The organism is Rhizobium sp. A37_96, from assembly GCF_053521765.1.
This window is the reverse complement of the sequence record NZ_JBNWDS010000003.1, coordinates 35,908-54,273: the sequence shown is the minus strand read 5'-3', so window position 1 is coordinate 54,273 and position 18,366 is coordinate 35,908. Positions and strand designations below refer to the sequence as shown.

Here is an 18,366-nt window from a genome sequence, read left to right as displayed (position 1 = left end):
GGCCCTCATTCCTTAAAAGGTCTGTCCCGCGATCATCGACAGGTGTTCGACGATCGGCCCAAGCGCGAGCGCCGGGAAGAAAGTCAGGCCGCCGACGATCAGGATCGTGCCGACCAGCAGGCCGACGAAGAGCGGGCCGTCCGTCGGGAAGGTGCCGGCGGAGGCGGGAACCGTCTTCTTGGCAATCAGGGAGCCGGCTATCGCGAGAGCCGGTACGATGACCAGGAAGCGGCCGATCAGCATGACGATACCGAGCGTGATGTTGTACCAGCTGGTATTGCCGGTCAGGCCACCAAAGGCCGAGCCGTTGTTTGCCGCCGCCGACGAGTAGGCGTAGAGGATTTCGGAGAAGCCATGCGGACCGGAATTGCCGACCGAGGCCACCGCCGACGGCAGCACGACGGAGATCGCCGTGAAGATCAACATGCCGAAGGGCAGGCAAAGCACGGCAAGCATGGCCATCTTCACTTCCTTGGCCTCGATCTTCTTGCCGAGATATTCCGGCGTGCGGCCGACCATCAGGCCCGCCACGAAGATGGCGATAATGACGAACATCAGGATGCCATAGAAACCGGCACCGACGCCGCCGACGATGACTTCGCCGAGTTGCAGGTTGATGAGCGGGATCAGGCCGCCAATCGCGGTGAAGCTGTCCAGCATGCCATTGACCGCGCCGCAGGACGCGGCCGTGGTGATGACGGCAAACAGCGAGGAGGCAGCGATGCCGAAGCGGACTTCCTTGCCTTCCATATTACCGCCCTGGAGACCAAGCGCGTGGATCAGCGGATTGCCGGCGGCTTCAGCCCAATAGGTGACGATCACGCCCGCAATGAACAGAGTGCCCATGGCAGCCAGGATGGCCCAACCCTGCCGCTGGCTGCCGACCATGCGGCCGAAGACGTTGGTCAATGCCGCGCCGACGACGAAGATCGCCAGCATCTGCAGCAGATTGGAAATCGCGTCCGGATTTTCGAAAGGATGCGCCGAGTTGGCGTTGAAGAAGCCGCCGCCGTTCGTGCCGAGCATCTTGATGGCAAGCTGTGAGGCGACCGGACCGACGGCAATCGTCTGCTGCGCGCCTTCGAGCGTCGTCGCATCGACATAAGGGCCGAGCGTCTGCGGCACGCCGAGATAGACGAAAGCCAGTGTCAGGACAATGCAGATCGGCAAGAGCACATAGAGCGTCGCTCTCGTCATATCGACCCAGAAATTGCCGATCGCCTTGCCCGAAGCGCGCGCAAAGGCGCGGATCAGCGCAATGGCGATGGCAATGCCGGTTGCGGCGGACACGAAGTTCTGCACCGTCAGCCCGGCCATCTGCACGAGATAGGACATCGTGCTTTCGCCGCCGTAGTTCTGCCAATTGGTGTTGGTGACGAAGCTGGTGGCCGTATTGAAGGACAGTTCAGGCCCGACGGCGGTCATGCCGGCGGGGTTGTACGGCAAGCTGCCTTGCAGCCGCTGCAGGGCGTAGAGAACGAGGAAGCCGGCCAGGCTGAACAGCAGCATGGAGACCGAATAGGTCGTCCAGTGCTGTTCTTCGCGTTCGTCCGTGCCGGCCAAACGATAAAGCCCGCGCTCCACAGGACGGAGGACGAAGCAGAGGAAGGTGCGCTCGCCGGTAAAGACACGCGTCATGTAGCCGCCGAGCGGTTTGACGAGCAGAAGAAGGATCCCGATGTAAATGAGGATCTGAAGCCATCCGTTGAAGGTCATGGAGGTAACTTTCCCTATCCAGCGCTGTTAGAAGCGCTCGGGGCGAATGAGAGCGTAGACCAGGTAGACGGTGAGAAAGAGGGTCACGCCGCCACCGAGAATGTAATCGAGAAGCATTGTCGTCTCTCCGGCTAGAGGCTGTCGCAGGCCTTGGTGTAGGCGACGCAAAGGAGGAAGAATAAAACGCCGATCCCGACAAGAATAATGTCCATCATCGATCGCGATTCCTTGATTGTTATTGTTGAATGCAGAAATGATGGAGAGCGCCCTTACCCAGAGCGCCTCTTTTTTCCTGCCGACGAGGAAGATCACTTGGGATGCATCTTCCACACACAATATGCGACCGAACCGCATTAAGGTTCGAGACGGCGCGAAAGCGGAAGATATAAAAATCTTATAAATGCCGATGGGGTCGCGGGAGGCTGCGGCAGCGCCCGGCCGCTGCATGAAAAACCAACGGACGTCCATGACCACAGCGACGTCGCGATATTAATTTTTCAGCGTATCAAATTGATTTTAAATATGAAATTAGGCATAGTCATCAACACGCTCCCTGCCGCATCAAATGCAGCCGATGACCGGACGGCAGCCGTGGGGTGCGCTTCCTATGCTGAGGCGGCATGAGGCGGATATAAATAGCGTCCATCATGCTTGATGCCGCATCCTGGCGGTGATTTAGTCCAGGCCGGGAATGAATGGAGTTTTGCAGCTCGCCTCATGACCATTCGGCGGCCAGACAAAGAAATGCGAGCAAGTGACGACCAGCATCAGACATATCGCCAAACTCGCAGGAACATCGGTCTCGTCAGTCTCGCGCGTCCTCAACAATAGCGGCTATGCCTCTCCGGACCTGCGAGAGCGCGTGGAGGCCGCCATTCGCGCGCTCAACTACACTCCGAGCAAGGGCGCGCGCATGTTGCGGGGGGCGCCGAGCCGGATGATCGGGCTGATGCTGCCGTCGATCGACGTGCCCTTCTTCGGCATCCTTGCCCATGCCATCGAGCAGGAATTGTTCCGGCGCGGCTATCAGACGCTGATCTGCAGCACCGCCGAAAACATGGGTCACGAGGCGCGCTACATTTCCATGCTGCTGTCCCAACGCGTCGACGGCGTCATCGTGGCAAGCGCTTTCGGCAGCACGAAGCACTTCGAGGCGCTGCGCGACGCCGGTATCCCGATCGTCGCAATCGACCGCGAACTCACCGGCATCGCGGATGATGCGGTCATGGCCGACCATGAGGAAGGCGGACGGCTGATGGCGCGGCATCTAATCGGCCTTGGCCATCGCGCAATCGGCATCGTCGGTGCCCCCGCCCATAGCCAGCCCGTCCAGCTTCGCCTTCAAGGTATCGCGGTGGAGATGGCGGAAAACGGTCTCGCGCCCGCCGCCGTCAGCATGGCCGAGGAGCATAGCTTTGCGGCCGCCTATCCGCTTGCCAAGGAATTGGTGGCCTCCCGGCCCGAAATGACGGCGATCATCGGCACGACCGATATTTCCGCGATTGCCGCAATCCACGCCGTTCAGGATCACGGCTTTGCCGTGCCCCGCGACTATTCGATCATCGGCTTCGACGATCTGCCTGAGGCGGCCTATGTCTTTCCACGGCTGACGACCGTCGCACAGCCGATCCGCAGTGTCGGCGAACAGGCGGCACGGCGATTGGAGACGCTGATCGAAGAGCAGGCAGAAGGTCAAGAACCTGCGGAAGACGCGGTCATCAAGGTGCCCGTCACGTTGATCGTACGCGACTCCACCGGCCCCACCCGCAGATGAATTGACGCCGCCTGCCGGCGCAATTCAGGGCCGGACGATGACCTTGATCTCGCCGGCCAATGGCGCACTGCCGACCACGCTCGCCACCTCCTCGAGGCCGATCGTCTTCGTGACAAGCGAATCCAGCTCCAGAACACCGCTCGCCACCAAGGCCGCAGCCCGTGAGTGGGTGAAGGGATTGAGATAGGCCGGCCGGATCTCCACTTCGTTGAAAAGCAGATCGAATGGCAGAACAGGAACTTCGAGAGCCGCCGGCGTCACTCCGAACAGCACGAAGGCGCCGCCGCGTCGCACCATCCGCACGCCGGTCTGGAAGGTTTCGGGCACACCGGCGCATTCGATGACGACATCCGCACCGCCATCGGTCAAATCCCTCACAGCGGCAACCGCATTGGTCGCCGTCGGATCGAGGGCCTGCGTCGCACCCAGCCGCAATGCCGCCTCGCGCCGCGACAGCTGCCGGGTAATCAGGATAATCCGATCCGCGCCGGCAAGGCGCGCCAGTTGCACCATCAGCAGGCCGATCACGCCGCCGCCCAATATGACAACGCTATCGCCCGGACGAATCTGGGCCTTGTCGATCGCGTGGATGCAGCAGGCAATCGGCTCGCAAAAGGCGCCGTGAACGGGATCGAGATCCGCAGGCAGAGTATATGCCTGGCCGCAGGGAAGCGCCACATACTCGGCAAAGCCGCCATCCCTGGTCACGCCGATGGCCTTCAGATTGGCGCACAGGTTCGGTCGTCCACGACGACAGGCCGGGCAGGTGCCGCAGGCAATATTCGGGTCCACCGTGACAAGCTCTCCGCCAACGAATGACGAAACGCCCTCGCCCGCTTCCTCGACGAGGCCGCAGAACTCATGGCCCAGGGTCACCGGGATCGCCGTCGGATATTCGCCTTTGAACATATGACGGTCGGATCCGCAGATGCCGGCGGCCAGAACCCGGACGATGATTTCCCCCGGTCCCGCCCTCGGCTTTTCGACCAAGCTCATAATCATGGATCCGACTGATTCCAAACGGACTGCCCTCATTCTCCTCCTCCGAGCATAGGGGTCGCTTCTGATCCCGCTGCCGACGCCTCAACAGGCACTATAGCATCCAACCATACGCGTTGCCGCCCCGGAACCGGGCGCTAGGCGCATGCAGGCTGTATCTCCATCACATCCTTCAGAAGCGTCGCCATCTCAGGGATGCCGTCCGTCGCGGTTGCCCCTTTGAGGCAACGGGCGGCAGCGGCATGGGCTGCGGCGCAGATGCGCTCGGCAGGCCAGTCCTCATGCAAACCGTAGAGCACGGCAGCACAGAAGGCATCGCCGGCGCCGACGGTGCTGACGATGTCGGCCGGATCCACCGGTCGAGAGCGCGAAACGATTGCCGGACATCCCGGTGTAAACCAGAAGCAGATTTCCGGGGCATGAATGACCGCCGCCTTGGCAACACCCGCCGCCAGCAACCCCTCGCCGGCCGTCAGAAGAGCGGCCTCGATCAGTTCGCCCTTTGCATCGCGCACAGCGATACCGGTTGCCCGCCCCGCCTCGATTTCATTGATGATGAGGAAATCGCAATATGGCAGGGCCGCGCCGACCTTGGCGGCAAACTCGGGATCCTCGCTGGAGACGAAATCGACGCAGGTGGTGAGACCCGCATCGCGGGCGGCTTCCAGCAGCCGCGAGGCCCCGGATCGGTCGCCGGCATCGAGCGCGTCGAGACCGGGCAGCAACATCAGATAGCCGAGATAGAACAGACGATAGCCGGCCTCCGCAAAGACTGCGGGCGAAACAAGCGCATCCGTCACGGCATCGTTGGCGCCGCCATGGTAGAAGAAGGTACGATTCTGGCCCGGCACATTCATGACATGGGTATGCGCCGTCGCGCGGTCGGGAAGCTGCCGCAGGCCGCTCACATCGATACCGGCATCCTGAAGGCGCGTCTTGACGATCTCTCCGTCGATATCCGTGCCGATGCAGCCGGCCGCGGCGAGCTTTCCGGAAAAGCCGAACGAGGCGAGATCGGCAACGACATTGGCCGCCCCTCCGCCGACGCCGACATCCTGGTGCAGGATATGCGCAAGATTACCCTGCTCGGGCCAGTAGGACAGCGTATGCACGCGGTCGACGATGAAGTTTCCCGCGCAGACAATGCCTCCCTCGCCTCTCTTTTCGCTATCGCGAACCTCCTCCCCGGTCCGCATCAGCCACCAGCCTCGTTCCACAAGGGTCTGAGAGGCGGCTCATCCTCCTCGATCGCGGCAAAGCGGCCGATCGGCTCCAGGAAGTAGTTGTCGCTCTTGTCATCGTTGACCTGGCTGACTTCACCGACGAACACCGGCCCGCCGCCCTTTCGGCCGTAGAAGCGGTGATAAAGCCCGGTGTGGATCGTCACGCTCTGGCCGGGAGAGAGAACAAGCGGCTCCCACGCGGCAAGCTTTCTCGGCAAGCCATCCACCGGAACCGTCACATCATCCTGCAGCACATTGCCGTCAGCGTCGGTCGCCGCGAATTCGATCACCAGATCGCCGCCGGCCCTGTTGATGATGTCCTCCATCTTCGCCTGATGGCGATGGGTCGGCGTCACCTGCCCTTCCTCGACGAAAAGCAGCTTCTCGGCATAGGTGCGCTCGCCTTCGACACCGACAATGCCGTTGCGCAGGCAAAAGAGCACGAGGCCGCACTCGGCGAACCGGCCGGAGCCGAAGTCCGTGACGTCCCATCCTAGCTGATGGGCGCGCAGATAGCTTGCCGCTTGCGGACGGGCGGTGAAATCCGCCGCGGTCCAGTGACCCCATTCCGGCAAGGACCATTGCCACCGTTCGAGGGTTTTGTTAGCGCGCCTGAGCGCTTCATTGATCTCGGAGCGCTTCATCGGGCGGTTGCTCCTTCGTAGTCGACCGGCACGACGATATTCTCGCGGCCGGATTTGAGTGCGGCCGTCAGCACCGCGTGGTGGGCCCGGGCCTCTTCCGGCGTGGCGCAACCAAAACCGTTGGCGTTTCCGCCGGCCAGTTCATCGACGAAGGCGGCCCACATCTGCTGAATGGCATCGGCGAAGCCGAACTCGAAAATCTTGCCTGTTATCGCCGGGAAGAGCGAGCCATAACCGAGATCTTCGGTGCTCCAGGCCTGCGTGCCGCCGTTATAATCCATCCACTGCCATTGCCGCGGCGATTTCGTCGTGAAGAAGGCGCTCTTCTTCATGCCGAGAATGCGAATGTACCAGGTATTGGCTTCGCCCGGCGCGATGCGCCAGGTCTTCAGCACCATCGGAAAATCCTGGTCGCCGGCGGTGACGCGGGTGCTGATCGTCGCATTGTCCCAGGTGGTGCACGGCGCCATGCCGCCCTTGCCGTCCGGGCGTTCGGTGATCTTCTTGACCAGTTGTGCGTGCAGCGTTTGCGGACGCCAGCCGAGCCGCAAGGGCACATGCAGGACATGCATGCCGAGATCGCCCATGCAGCCATATTCGCCGTTGATATCGGCCATGCGTTTCCAGTTGATGGGCTTTTGGCGATCGATGTCGGAGGAATGCAGGAAACCCGCCTCGACCTCGAGAATATCGCCCATCTCGCCGCTTTCGGCGAGCGCGATGACCTTCTGCGCTCCGGGGAAGAACGGCATTTCCGATGAGCAGCGAACCAGAAGCTCGGGATGTTCAGCAAGAACCGCCATGATCTCGCGATTCTGCGCCGCATCCATGCCGAACGGCTTTTCGCCAAGCAGATGCTTTCCGGCCTTCAGGATGTCGATATAGAATTGCTGGTGAAGCACATGCGGCACGGCGCAATAAACGGCGTCGACATCCGGATTGGCGAGCAGCGCCTTGTAGTCGCCGGTGAACTCCCGGACAGACGGCACATTGCCCTTGAACCAGTCCAGAAGGCCCGCATTGGTGTCGCAGACGGCAACGATTTCCGGTCGCGCCCGCGCATCGGCAAGATGCAGCCAGCGCGCCGCAGCGCTCGCAAATTCGCGCCCCATCAGACCGCAGCCGATGACGCCGAAGCGGAATACTTTCGTCATGCTCTCTCCTCCCCAGGATGCGTCAGGCGAGATGCCGCGAGGCGTCTTCGACGGAAGCCTCCTCATGGACGATCGCCATCAGGGCACGCGTCATGCCCGCGGGATTGTTGTGCTGGATGACGTTGCGGCCGTAGACGATGCCGCGCGCACCCTGTTCCATCAACTGTTTCGTGCGCGTCAGGATCTCCTGATCCGACACCCGGCCGCCGCCGCGCACGAGCACCGGAAGGCCCTGCGCGATCTCGATGACGCGATGATAGTCCTGAACATCGTCGCAAGGATCCGCCTTGATGATATCGGCGCCGAGTTCGGCTGCCTGGCGCACCAGCGGCAGGATCTTGTCGATCGCGCCATCGACCATGTATGCACCCTTGGAATTGTCCTGCATGACCAGCGGCTCGACCATCAGCGGCATGCCGTAGATCTCGCATTCGCGCTTCAGGCTATTCACGTTGCGCACGCAGGCGCGATAAACCTCCGGCTGGTTCGGCAGCATCAGGAGATTGACGACGACGCAGGCGGCATCTAGCGCAATCGCCTGCTCCACGCCCCGGTCGATGATTTCGGAAAACAGCGCCGATGGCAGCGGATTGCCGTAGATATTGGCGATATCCGTCCGCAGGACCAGGGCCGGACGGTGCTTGCCGGGGATCGCCTGCAGAATGGGCGCCGTGCCCGGCGGAAGCTGGATGGCATCGGGCGCGGCATCCGCGATCACCTTGATGGCCGTTCTCATATCCTCGATGCCGGCAAGGAAAGTCCGTTCATTGAACATGCCGTGGTCGATGGCGACGTCGAAGCAATTTCCGGACACGCCAAACAGGCGGTTGAGCCGCGCGGATTTCATCCATTTCCTCCCGATGTGGTAACGTTTCCACACGCGAACATTAACGGATGCATTTACCGAGTCAAGGCGGATGGGGATATCGCTTCCACATCGCCTGCTCGTTCGAATTCCGGGTAGATGTCTATGAGCTCGCCGGCCCTATCGCCCGCCCCGACGCTTCGCGGAGCGGGCTTCCGGCAATACCAGTTCCCGCTTAGTGGGTACCAGTCCCCTGAATGGCGGACAGTATCCAGTCGGAGCCGAGCTTGCGCACGAAGGTCCAGAGTTCGGTCGTTTCCGATGGATTGCGGTCGTCGCCGTCGACGAGCTTTCCGGTCGCACGGTCGACCACGGCGTCGATGCTCGAATAGCGCATCGCGAGCGTCGCGTACTCGCTATCGCCCTCGCGCCAGGCTTCGGCAATGTCGCCCTGCAGAAGACGAACATCGGAGACGCTGTTGCGCACGCCATGGGTGGCGTTCTCGCCGAGTTCTTCCGCCAGGTAGGACATGGCTTCAGGCGTGGTCAGGCGTCGCAGCGTCGCATAGTCCTCCGCGCCATAGGCCGACTGGATTTCGGTCAGCAGGTGCTCGAAGCGATCGAGATCGGCCTGCTGCAGCCCGATTTCGTCATTGGCCTGCCGCGCTTTCTGCGCAGCTGCCGTCCCGCCGCCAATGGACGGGATGGAGAAGGAGGGACGAGGCGATGCGTTCGCGTTGTTCATGGCGCTGTTGTTGTAAGACGCGCCCGGCCCTGCATATTGCGTGCGCTGACGATTTGCGAAAAACCGCATGGCAAAGCTGATTGCCAGCATGATCAGGCCGATCTGCAGCAGCAAGCCGAGGAAGCCGAAGCCGCCGCCGAAGCCATGGCCGAGCATCATGCCGAGGAGACCGCCGGCAATCAGGCCGCCGATCATCGATCCGCCGAAACCACCGAAGAAGCCGGGACGCTGCTGTGCGCCGAGTGGCGGCTGGGCCGCGGGTTGCTGCTGCGGCCGCGGCGTCATCGTCCGGTCGATCGGGGCCGCCTGCGTGGGAGCCGTCCGCGTTATGGCAGGCGTGTCGAAGGTGCGCATACCCCGGCTTCCGAACCCACTGGATCCGGCCCGGCGGGCATCGGCAATGTCAAAGGTCGCCAAAGAGGCGGCGGCGGCAAGGACGACGACGGCTGCGATCTTGGCAAAACGCGGTACTGCACTCAGCATTGGCTCTCCTGTCATAGGGCAGAAAGACTGTTTCCGCCCTATATGGGGATGCCAGTTTGCGATTGTAAGGCCACCATTTTAGATTGCTTCTATGTAAAGGCACAATCATGAGGAAGCGACACCCTATCCAAGCCGGGAGTTTCCTCTGTGAAAAGCCGATAGAGCGCTCAAGCGCAGGCTTCCCTTATTCGATCGAACAGCGATGCGCCTAGTCTTCGTCGATCGTTTCCAGCAGCCCATCGTAAACTTCCATCAGCGCGTTGGTGATTGCCTGTCCAAGCGCATTGCCTGCCGCTCGGACATCCTCGTCCGTGCCGTCCCGCGCCGCCTTTGCCAGCTCGAAGCCCTGCTCACTGATGATCTGTTTTGCAACTTCGATGGCCCAGAGACCGAAGTCGCCGCGATTGTCTACATGGATCGGATCTACCATTGCTTCTCCCCATCATTCGTCACGATCACGCCACTATACGCTCATCCGGCGGAAGGCCAGCGCTGATTGCGCAACCACGTTGCACATACCTCTCCACGCCATAAGGTTGAAGCTTGTGGAGTGGATTCGGGCTGTTTTGGCAAGGCGTGCCCCTACACTCCCTACCAGCGTTGCCGACGGCGCAATTTCAGAAATCACCCGCTGAAGGCGTGCCAAGCCGCCTCCATGCGTCGGAAATTGTGGAAATGCAGACTTTCCGGGCCTTTCCGGCCGAGACTCCAGGTGACAATGGGCATCCGCAATGGAAATGATTCCGGCGTCATCAATGCGGGGGAAGCCTCATGACCACTACAAACGAAATCGCAGACAAGATTGCCGAAGAGCACAAGCTCACCAAAGTTCAGAGCAAGGCAGTCGTCGAAGCCGTCTTTGCAGCCATCACCTCAGCCGCAACGTCCGGCGCAGAAACCTCGATACCCGGCTTTGGCAAGTTCAAGGTCAAGGATACGCCGGAGCGCGAAGCACGCAATCCGGGAACAGGCGCAACCATCAAGGTTGCAGCGTCCAAGAAGCTGACCTTCACGCCGGCAAAGGCACTGAAGGACGCGCTCAACAAGTAAGAGCCTTTTGGCTCCAAAAGCCACCTGACAGTAGAAATGCCGGCCCGCTGAAAGGCCGGCATTTCTGTTTTTGTCATCAGGTCGATATCTCGCTTCGCATCGGTTGATGTCGCCGGCAAGGCAACAGTACCCCCCGCCACCGGATCACGATCGCGAACAGCCAGGACGTTCCGGTCTTCGTCTTCGGTGACGACTGTCCTGCCGATCACGCAGGACGCGCGGCAGCGGACAAAAGGCCTCGGCTTTCATACGTCCTCCACGATCGCGCCGGAAGAACCGCGGATTGGGGTTCCGCGCCTTGCCATAGGCAGCATCTCGCGACCGAAGTTCATCCGTCCCTTGTTTGTATCGCAACTCGCGGTGACGCTTGACACCGCCTAAATGGGCTTTTATTGATACGTATAACTAATACGTATAAGCAAACGAGTGATGATAAACGGACGAGCAACGCAAAAGGATGTCGCGAAAGCGGCCGGGGTCTCTCAGGCAACCGTTTCCATGGTGCTGAGCGGCGGCGGCGCGTCGATCCCGGCGGAGACATGGGAACGGATCACCAAGGCGGCGAAAGATCTCGGCTACGTACCGAACCGCTTCGCGCAAGCGCTCAAGACGAGCCGCTCGATGACCATTGCCTGCATCGTGCCCGATATCACCAACCCCTTCTACCCCTCGCTGATCCGCGGCATCCAATCGGTGGCGGACGGGCTGAACTACGATGTCATCACCGTCAATACGGACGGCACGCCCGAGCGCGAGCGCCACTTCCTGGATTGGGCGCGGCAGGGGCGCGTCGATGGCGTGATCGGCGTCTTCTTCTCGCTGAATGCGCGGGATCTCAGCCCATTGGTCGAGGCAGGCGTTCCGGTGGTGCGAATTGAATCGTCCAAGAAGCGCGGCGGGGACATCCCGGTCGACGACATCTACGTCGATAGCCGCGCGGCCGCGCAGGCGGTGACGGAATATTTGCTGGCCCTCGGCCATAGCCGTATCGCCCTCGTTGCCGGCCGCGGCGGCCCGCAGGCCCACCGGATCGAAGGCTATCGCACGGCGCTTGCAAAGCTCGGCCATCCCGATCACGTCGTCATCGACGACGAATTTTCCGAAATGGGCGGCATACGTGCGGCCGAAAACATCCTCGGCGGCGATTTTCGCCCCACCGCGATCTTCGCCGCAAACGACCTGATGGCGATCGGCGTGATGCAGTCGCTGCGCGAACGGCGCATCCGCATCCCCGACGACATCGCCGTCGTCGGCTTCGATGACATTTCGGCGGCCAAGCTGGTCACTCCGACCCTGACCACGGTCGCGCAGTTTCAATGGAAAATGGGAGAACGTGCCGCGCAGACCCTGATGGATCGTCTGCGGGGAGAGAAGACAGGTGCAGGAACTGCAGTCGAAATGCCCTTCGACCTGGTCGTCAGGGGCTCAACGAGCAACGAATAAAAGCAAAATTGGAGGAGACTATGCACAGACGTACCGTTTTGAAGGCAGGCCTCGGCCTGGCCACCTTGCCGCTCATGTCCCGCTTCGCATCCGCGGCGGATCAGAAACCCGTATCCTTCTGGTATGAATCCGCTTCGCCGGAAAACCAGGACAACCTGAAAAACATCCTGATCGACCCGTTCAATGCAGCGCACCCCGACGAGCTTCTGAGCATCGACTTCCGCGGCTCCGATCTCGACAAGCAATTGCGCATTGCGATGGTGGCGGGCACCGGTCCCGATGTCGTCTTCACGGCCGGTCCGAGCTATGTCGCGGCAATGGCCCAGGCCAGTCAGCTTCTGCCGCTGGATGATTACGCCAAGAAATATGGCTGGAACGAGCGGGTGCTGCCGCTCTTCCTCGATCTCGGCCGCTACAACGGCAAGCTCTACGCTCTGGCAAAGACCTACGAAACGCTCGGCCTCTTCTACAACAAGACCCTGTTCGACCAGAACAAATGGAAGGTGCCGACGACGATACCTGATTTCGAAGCACTCGCCGACGAGATGAAGGCCAAGGGCCTCACCCCGTTCGGCGCGGGCAACGCCGACTGGCGCCCGGCGAACGAGCACTACGTCTCGATCGCCTTCAACTCGATCGCAGGGCCGGAGAACGTCTACAAGGCGCTGACGGGCGCCATTCCGTGGACCGATCCTGCCTTCGTCCACTCGATCGACAAGCTCGCGGAGTGGTGGGACAAGGGCTACTTCGGCGACAACTATTTCTCGCTGACGCTCGAGCAGGCTTTTGCGCAGATCGCCAGCGGCCAAGCCGGCATGGCGCCGACCGGCACCTGGAACTTCACCAACGTCCAGACCTATTTCCCGCAGAACAATGCGGAGCCGGGCTTCGTCGGCTTCCCGAGCGAGAAAGGCGATCCGATCTTCGCGCTTGGCATCGGCTCGACATTGTCGATCAACGCCAAATCAAGCAACACCGATGGCGCCGCAGCCGTTCTCGACTACATGTTCACGGACGACTACTACAGCAAGATGAACTCCGTCTGGCAGGGCGAATGGAACCTGCCGCTGGCCGATCTTTCCAAGGTCAAGCTGTCGGACAAGGTGCTGCCTCTCTACGAGGATGCGATGAAGCAGCTGGCCGGCGCAGTCGGCGCAGGCAAATATGGTTACACGACCTGGACTTTCCTGCCACCTGCCACGGACACCTATCTGGTCAGCGGCATGGAGGAGGTCTGGCTCAAAAAGACGAAGTCGGCCGACTTCCTCAAGAAGCTCGACGAGACTTTCAAGCAGGAACGCGATGCCGGCAAGGCGCCGGCGGTTCCACCCCGCGCCTGACGGACCGCCGCAGGGCGGCGCCAAAAGCGCCGTCCCTGCCCGGAGGATATTATGCACCGACTCTATCTCGTCCCGACGATGATCATCAATGTCATCATCGTCCTCGTTCCCGCTTTGCTGACGGTGGCGCTCGCCTTCTGCAGCTGGGACGGCATCTCCTCGCCCACCTTTGCGGGCCTCGACAATTTTCGCGCGCTTGCCGACGATCGCGTTTTCTGGCTGGCGCTTGGCAACAACATCATCTGGACGGCCGTTTTCCTGACCGTGCCGATCCTCATGGGATTGCTGGCAGCTTCCATGCTGCTGATCGTGCGCCGCGGCAGCAATTTCTTCCAGGTCGTCTACTTCCTGCCCGTCGTCATCGCAACCGCAATCACGGCCCGCATCTGGCAGGGCATGATCTACAGCCCGGTCACCGGCGTCTTCGGCCTCCTCAAGAAATATGGGCTGCCGATCCCCAATCCGTTGACCCAGCCGCCGATCGCGCTCTTCGGGGTCGCTACCGTCGACCTCTGGCATTGGTGGGGGTTTCTCTGCGTCATCTTCTTCGCCGCACTTCGGCAGGTGCCGCAGGAGCAGATCGAAGCCGCCCGCATCGAAGGCGCGACCTATTTCCAGATGATGCGCTACGTGCTGCTGCCCGGCATCCGGCCAACCATCACGCTGATGATGATTATGACCGTCATCTGGTCGTTCCTAGCCTTCGATTTCGTCTACATCCTCACGCAGGGCGGCCCCGCCTTCTCGAGCGAACTGCTCTCGACGCTCGCCTACCGCAAGGCATTCTATGATCTGAACGTCGGACAAGCGGCAGCGGCAGCGCTTGTCATCAGCCTGTTCGGGCTCGTCGGCACGTTCTTCTACGTTCGTATCCAGACCAGGGAGGGCGAGCAATGAGGCTCGTGGAAAGCCGTCTGACCCTTTGGGTCTGCTATATCCTTCTTGGCATCTTCGCCTTCCTCGCGCTCTTCCCGATCGCCCTTCTGGTGCTGAATTCGCTGAAGCCCGCTGCCCAGATCGTCCAGAATCCGCTTGGATTGCCGCAGCCGATCCGATGGCAGAATTTCGTCAACGCCTGGAACCACGCGAAGTTCTCGAAGACCTTCATCAATTCGGTGATAGTGTCCGGCACGACCATCGCACTCGTCTGCACGACATCGTCGCTGACGGCCTATGTGATCGCGCGCCGCAAGATCAAAAGCTGGAAGATCTTCACCTTCTATCTTCTGGCAACGACGACGGCGCCAATCCAGCTCTATATCTTCCCGCTCTATTTCGGCTTTGCGAAGCTCGGTCTCATCAACAATATCTTCGGCGTGGCGCTGATCTATACCGCGCTCTACAGCCCCTTCGCCGTGATGCTGCTCAGGACCTACTTCCTCGCTGTCCCGAAGGAGCTCGAAGAGGCCGCGATCGTCGACGGCGCGACGCACTGGCAGGTGTTCTGGCGGGTGATGCTGCCGATCGTCTCGCCCGGCATCCTCACCGTGGCGCTGATCATCGGGCTGAATTCGTGGAACGAGTTCCTCATCGCCACGACCTTCCTGCAGAAGCAGGAGAACATGACGGCCGTCATCGCCTTCTTCCTGCTGTCCGGCCAGTACAGCTCCGACTGGGGCGAGATCATGGCGGCGGCACTCATCATCGTCGTGCCCGTCGTTGCCCTCTTCGTCTTCATGCAGAAGCGCTTCATCGAGGGCATGGCCGGCGGCTCGGTCAAGGGTTGAACGATTTTTCAAATATACATGGAGTGAATGATGCAGCTTCCGAACGACTATCTCGAACGTGTCTATGCCGGCGTCCTGGGCAAGCTCGTCGGCGTCTATCTGGGCCGCCCTTTCGAAGGATGGACCTATCAGAAGATCATGGAGGAACTCGGGCCCATCGAGTATTACGTCCATGAGCGCCTGAACCAGCCTCTGGTCGTCACCGACGACGATGTCGCCGGCACCTTCACCTTCATCCGCGCGCTTGAAGACTATGGCATCAAGCCGGATCTCTCGGCCGAAGAAATCGGCAAGGCCTGGCTGAACTATATCGTCGAGGAGCGGTCGATCCTCTGGTGGGGCGGCAACGGCAATTCGACCGAACACACGGCCTGGCTCAACCTCAAGAAAGGCGTGCCTGCGCCGCATTCCGGCTCGATCGCCACCAACGGCCAGGGTGTGGCCGAGCAGATCGGCGCCCAGATCTTCATCGACGGATGGGCGATGGTTGCCCCCGGCCAGCCGGAACTGGCAGCCAGGCTCGCCGAACAGGCCGGCAAGGTCAGCCATGACGGCGAATCCGTCTATGCCGCCATGCTCTGGGCTGCGATGGAGGCTGAAGCGTTCGTCGCCTCCGACATCGATCACCTCATCGATACCGGCCTGAAGCTGATCCCGCGCGACAGCCTGATTGCCAGGCTGATTGCCGACATTCGCAGCTGGCACAAGGCGCATCCCGATTGGCGCGACACGCGCCAGAAGATCCAGGACAACTACGGCTACGACAGATATCCCGGCAATTGCCATGTCATACCCAATCACGCCCTGATGATCATGACGGTGCTTTACGCGCCGCACGATTTCCAGAAGGCGCAGATGATCGTCAACACCTCCGGCTGGGACACGGACTGCAATGCCGGCAATGTCGGCTGCCTGCTCGGCATCATGAACGGTCTCGACGGCCTTGCAGAGGGCCCGGATTTCCGGGGGCCCATCGCCGACCGCATGCTGATCTCCTCGGCCGACGGCGGCAACTCCATCAACGATGCCGTGCGCCAGGCATACTTCCTCACCAATCTCGGTCTCCAGCTCGCCGGCCACCAGTCGCTCGGCGCGCCGAAGAACGGCGCGCAATTTCACTTCTCGCTTCCCGGCAGCCAGCAAGGCTTCCGCCCGCAAACCGATCTCGACATGGCAAGCGGCGTGCGCGTCGGCAATACCGAATTCGAGAGCGGCCGCGCGCTGACGATCGGCTACGAAGCCCTTGGGCCGGCCCAAAGCGCCGTCGTGACGACGCCGACCTTCTCGCCACGCGAAATGCTCGACATGCGCACCTATGACCTGATGGCGACGCCGCTCGTCTATGCCGGCCAGGTGGTGAAGGCACGCGTCAAGGCCGATCAGCAGAACCGGGGCGCGATCGAAGCGCGCCTGCGTATCCGCGTCTATGACGAGCGCGACCAGCTCCGCGATATCGACTCCGATCCGGTGGCCCTCCAGCCCGATGCCGAGGCCATCCTCGAATGGACGCTTCCCGACACGGATGGCCAGCCGATCGCCGAAATCGGCATCGCCGTAAACGGCACCGGCAGACGTGCCGATGGCCGGCTGCTCGTCGACTATCTCCGCTGGGACGGGGCACCCAAGCTTACCCTCAAGCGCCCGGCCGGCGATAGCGATTTCTGGCGCATGGCCTGGGTGAACGGCGCGAGCTTCTTCTCCAAGCGCTTCCCGGCCGCATTCCGGATCTCGCAGAACCAAGGCGAAGGCATCATCATTCACGGCACGCGCCAATGGACCGACTACCAGGCCTCCGGTCAGGTGATGATTCATCTCGGCAATTACGGCGGCCTTGCCGTCCGTGCCCAGGGCCTGCGCCGCTACTATGGCGCCCGCGTGACGCGCGACGGCAAGATGCAGATCGTCAAGGTCCGTGACGAGGACACAAAGGTCCTTGCCGAGACGGCCTTCAAGACCGAGTTCGACAAGCACATTGCGATGAAGGTCACGGCAAAGGGGAGGCAGATCACCTTCGAAGCCGATGGAGTTTCGGTGACGGCGGAGGACACCGCCGCGGATGCCTTCCACGACGGCGGCATCGGCCTGCTTGTCCATGAAGGCGCCCTTTCGTCCAACGAGATCCGGATCGGAGGGGCATGATGGCCACCGTTACCATAGACAAGGCCCGCAAGGCCTACGGCGCCGTGGAAATCCTCCATGGCGTCTCCGTCGATATCGCCGACGGCGAATTCGTCGTCCTGGTCGGACCGTCGGGCTGCGGAAAATCCACCCTTCTCCGGATGATTGCGGGCCTTGAAGACATCACCGGCGGCACGGTCAGCATCGGCGGGCGCGTGGTCAACGACTTGCCGCCCAAGGAGCGCGACATTTCCATGGTCTTCCAGAATTATGCGCTCTATCCGCATATGACGGTCGCCGAAAACATGGCTTTTTCGCTGACGCTCGCCGGAGCCCCGAAGGAGGAGAAGCAGAAGCGCGTGGCGCATGCCGCGCAGATTCTCGGTCTCACCGACCTGCTCGGGCGTTATCCCCGCCAGCTTTCAGGCGGCCAGCGGCAGCGCGTCGCCATGGGCCGCTCGATCGTTCGCGATCCACAGGTCTTCCTGTTCGACGAGCCTCTGTCCAACCTCGATGCGAAACTTCGGGTGGCCATGCGCGCCGAGATCAAGAGCCTGCATCGGCGTCTTGCGACGACGACGGTCTACGTGACCCACGACCAGGTCGAGGCGATGACCATGGCCGACCGGATCGTGGTCATGAACGGCGGCCATATCGAGCAGATCGGCCGGCCGCTTGAGCTCTACGACAATCCGCAAAGCACGTTCGTTGCCGCCTTCATCGGCTCTCCGGCGATGAACCTCCTGAACGGGCGCTTCGACAGCGCCGGTGGCCGACCCGTCTTCAAAACGAATGACGGCATCCTGTTGCCCCTGCCCGACGATGCTCCGAAGCTCGCCAGCGTGGAGGGGATATACGGCATTCGCCCGGAATATTTCACCCTGTCGGCCGCCAATGTCGGCATTCCGGCGCGTGTGGTGGTGGTCGAGCCGCTCGGTTCGGAAACGCATGTGACGGCGACGGTGGGCGAACAGACGATCGTAACCGTCTTCCACGAACGGCTGAATATCGAACCGGAACAGACGATCTGGCTACAGCCGCGGACGGAGCGCATCTGCCTGTTCGATGCAGACGGGCGACGGCTGAACGAAAAAGCTGCCGAGCGAAATCTGCAGCATACGTAAGGCAAACGGCGCCGCCGCACG

At 61.5% G+C, this 18,366-nt stretch carries 17 protein-coding genes; 8 read left to right on the top strand and 9 right to left on the bottom strand.

All coding sequences use genetic code 11. The annotated features are described in order from the left end of the window. Window positions 1-12 precede the first annotated feature (12 nt). Window positions 13-1,716, bottom strand: coding sequence for a potassium-transporting ATPase subunit KdpA (gene kdpA / locus ACQZ6J_RS12015; RefSeq protein ID WP_449084209.1), 1,704 nt, complete (start codon window positions 1,714-1,716; stop codon window positions 13-15). A 27-nt stretch (window positions 1,717-1,743) separates the two neighbouring features. Next, the gene (kdpF, locus tag ACQZ6J_RS12010; protein ID WP_163985493.1) at window positions 1,744-1,833 is read right to left on the bottom strand and encodes a K(+)-transporting ATPase subunit F; all 90 of its coding nucleotides are present in this window, start codon (window positions 1,831-1,833) and stop codon (window positions 1,744-1,746) included. A 637-nt stretch (window positions 1,834-2,470) separates the two neighbouring features. Here kdpF and ACQZ6J_RS12005 point away from each other — a divergent pair. Further along, window positions 2,471-3,490 carry a LacI family DNA-binding transcriptional regulator gene (locus ACQZ6J_RS12005; protein ID WP_449084208.1) on the top strand — a complete coding sequence of 340 codons (1,020 nt, stop codon included), beginning with the start codon at window positions 2,471-2,473 and terminating at the stop codon, window positions 3,488-3,490. 24 nt (window positions 3,491-3,514) lie between these two features. Here the strand turns inward: ACQZ6J_RS12005 and ACQZ6J_RS12000 are convergent, their stop codons facing one another. From ACQZ6J_RS12000 to ACQZ6J_RS11970, 7 genes are all read right to left on the bottom strand, one after another. Continuing rightward, entirely contained in the window at window positions 3,515-4,525 is a 1,011-nt protein-coding gene (locus ACQZ6J_RS12000; protein WP_449084207.1) for a zinc-dependent alcohol dehydrogenase family protein, read from the bottom strand. A 101-nt stretch (window positions 4,526-4,626) separates the two neighbouring features. Continuing rightward, window positions 4,627-5,685 (bottom strand): carbohydrate kinase family protein, encoded by a 1,059-nt coding sequence (locus ACQZ6J_RS11995; protein ID WP_163985496.1) that lies wholly within the window; start codon window positions 5,683-5,685, stop codon window positions 4,627-4,629. Further along, the gene (locus ACQZ6J_RS11990) at window positions 5,685-6,356 is read right to left on the bottom strand and encodes a D-lyxose/D-mannose family sugar isomerase (protein WP_449084206.1); all 672 of its coding nucleotides are present in this window, start codon (window positions 6,354-6,356) and stop codon (window positions 5,685-5,687) included. Before ACQZ6J_RS11990 ends, ACQZ6J_RS11995 begins: the two co-directional genes overlap by 1 nt. After that, window positions 6,353-7,510 (bottom strand): Gfo/Idh/MocA family protein, encoded by a 1,158-nt coding sequence (locus ACQZ6J_RS11985; RefSeq protein ID WP_449084205.1) that lies wholly within the window; start codon window positions 7,508-7,510, stop codon window positions 6,353-6,355. The genes ACQZ6J_RS11990 and ACQZ6J_RS11985 overlap by 4 nt, the downstream gene beginning before the upstream one ends. 22 nt (window positions 7,511-7,532) lie before the next feature. After that, window positions 7,533-8,357, bottom strand: a complete 825-nt coding sequence (locus tag ACQZ6J_RS11980) for a class I fructose-bisphosphate aldolase (protein WP_163985499.1) — start codon at window positions 8,355-8,357, stop codon at window positions 7,533-7,535. Window positions 8,358-8,550: 193 nt separating this feature from the next. Continuing rightward, window positions 8,551-9,543 (bottom strand): Tim44 domain-containing protein, encoded by a 993-nt coding sequence (locus ACQZ6J_RS11975; RefSeq protein WP_449084204.1) that lies wholly within the window; start codon window positions 9,541-9,543, stop codon window positions 8,551-8,553. A 208-nt stretch (window positions 9,544-9,751) separates the two neighbouring features. Then, window positions 9,752-9,973 (bottom strand): hypothetical protein, encoded by a 222-nt coding sequence (locus tag ACQZ6J_RS11970; RefSeq protein ID WP_163985501.1) that lies wholly within the window; start codon window positions 9,971-9,973, stop codon window positions 9,752-9,754. Window positions 9,974-10,314: 341 nt separating this feature from the next. Between ACQZ6J_RS11970 and ACQZ6J_RS11965 the strand changes: the two genes are divergently transcribed. From ACQZ6J_RS11965 to ACQZ6J_RS11935, 7 genes are all read left to right on the top strand, one after another. Continuing rightward, window positions 10,315-10,593: an HU family DNA-binding protein gene (locus ACQZ6J_RS11965; RefSeq protein WP_163985502.1), complete on the top strand. Its 279-nt coding sequence runs from the start codon at window positions 10,315-10,317 to the stop codon at window positions 10,591-10,593. Window positions 10,594-11,022: 429 nt separating this feature from the next. After that, window positions 11,023-12,036, top strand: coding sequence for a LacI family DNA-binding transcriptional regulator (locus ACQZ6J_RS11960; protein ID WP_449084203.1), 1,014 nt, complete (start codon window positions 11,023-11,025; stop codon window positions 12,034-12,036). Between the two features lie 20 nt (window positions 12,037-12,056). Then, on the top strand, window positions 12,057-13,376 hold the full coding sequence (locus ACQZ6J_RS11955) for an ABC transporter substrate-binding protein (RefSeq protein WP_449084202.1): 1,320 nt from the start codon (window positions 12,057-12,059) through the stop codon (window positions 13,374-13,376). Window positions 13,377-13,427: 51 nt separating this feature from the next. Beyond that, window positions 13,428-14,273 (top strand): carbohydrate ABC transporter permease, encoded by an 846-nt coding sequence (locus tag ACQZ6J_RS11950; RefSeq protein ID WP_449084201.1) that lies wholly within the window; start codon window positions 13,428-13,430, stop codon window positions 14,271-14,273. Then, window positions 14,270-15,103, top strand: coding sequence for a carbohydrate ABC transporter permease (locus ACQZ6J_RS11945; protein ID WP_163985506.1), 834 nt, complete (start codon window positions 14,270-14,272; stop codon window positions 15,101-15,103). The genes ACQZ6J_RS11950 and ACQZ6J_RS11945 overlap by 4 nt, the downstream gene beginning before the upstream one ends. Before the next feature lie 30 nt (window positions 15,104-15,133). Continuing rightward, on the top strand, window positions 15,134-17,242 hold the full coding sequence (locus ACQZ6J_RS11940) for an ADP-ribosylglycohydrolase family protein (protein WP_449084200.1): 2,109 nt from the start codon (window positions 15,134-15,136) through the stop codon (window positions 17,240-17,242). Next, on the top strand, window positions 17,242-18,345 hold the full coding sequence (locus ACQZ6J_RS11935; RefSeq protein WP_449084199.1) for an ABC transporter ATP-binding protein: 1,104 nt from the start codon (window positions 17,242-17,244) through the stop codon (window positions 18,343-18,345). Before ACQZ6J_RS11940 ends, ACQZ6J_RS11935 begins: the two co-directional genes overlap by 1 nt. Window positions 18,346-18,366 lie beyond the last annotated feature (21 nt).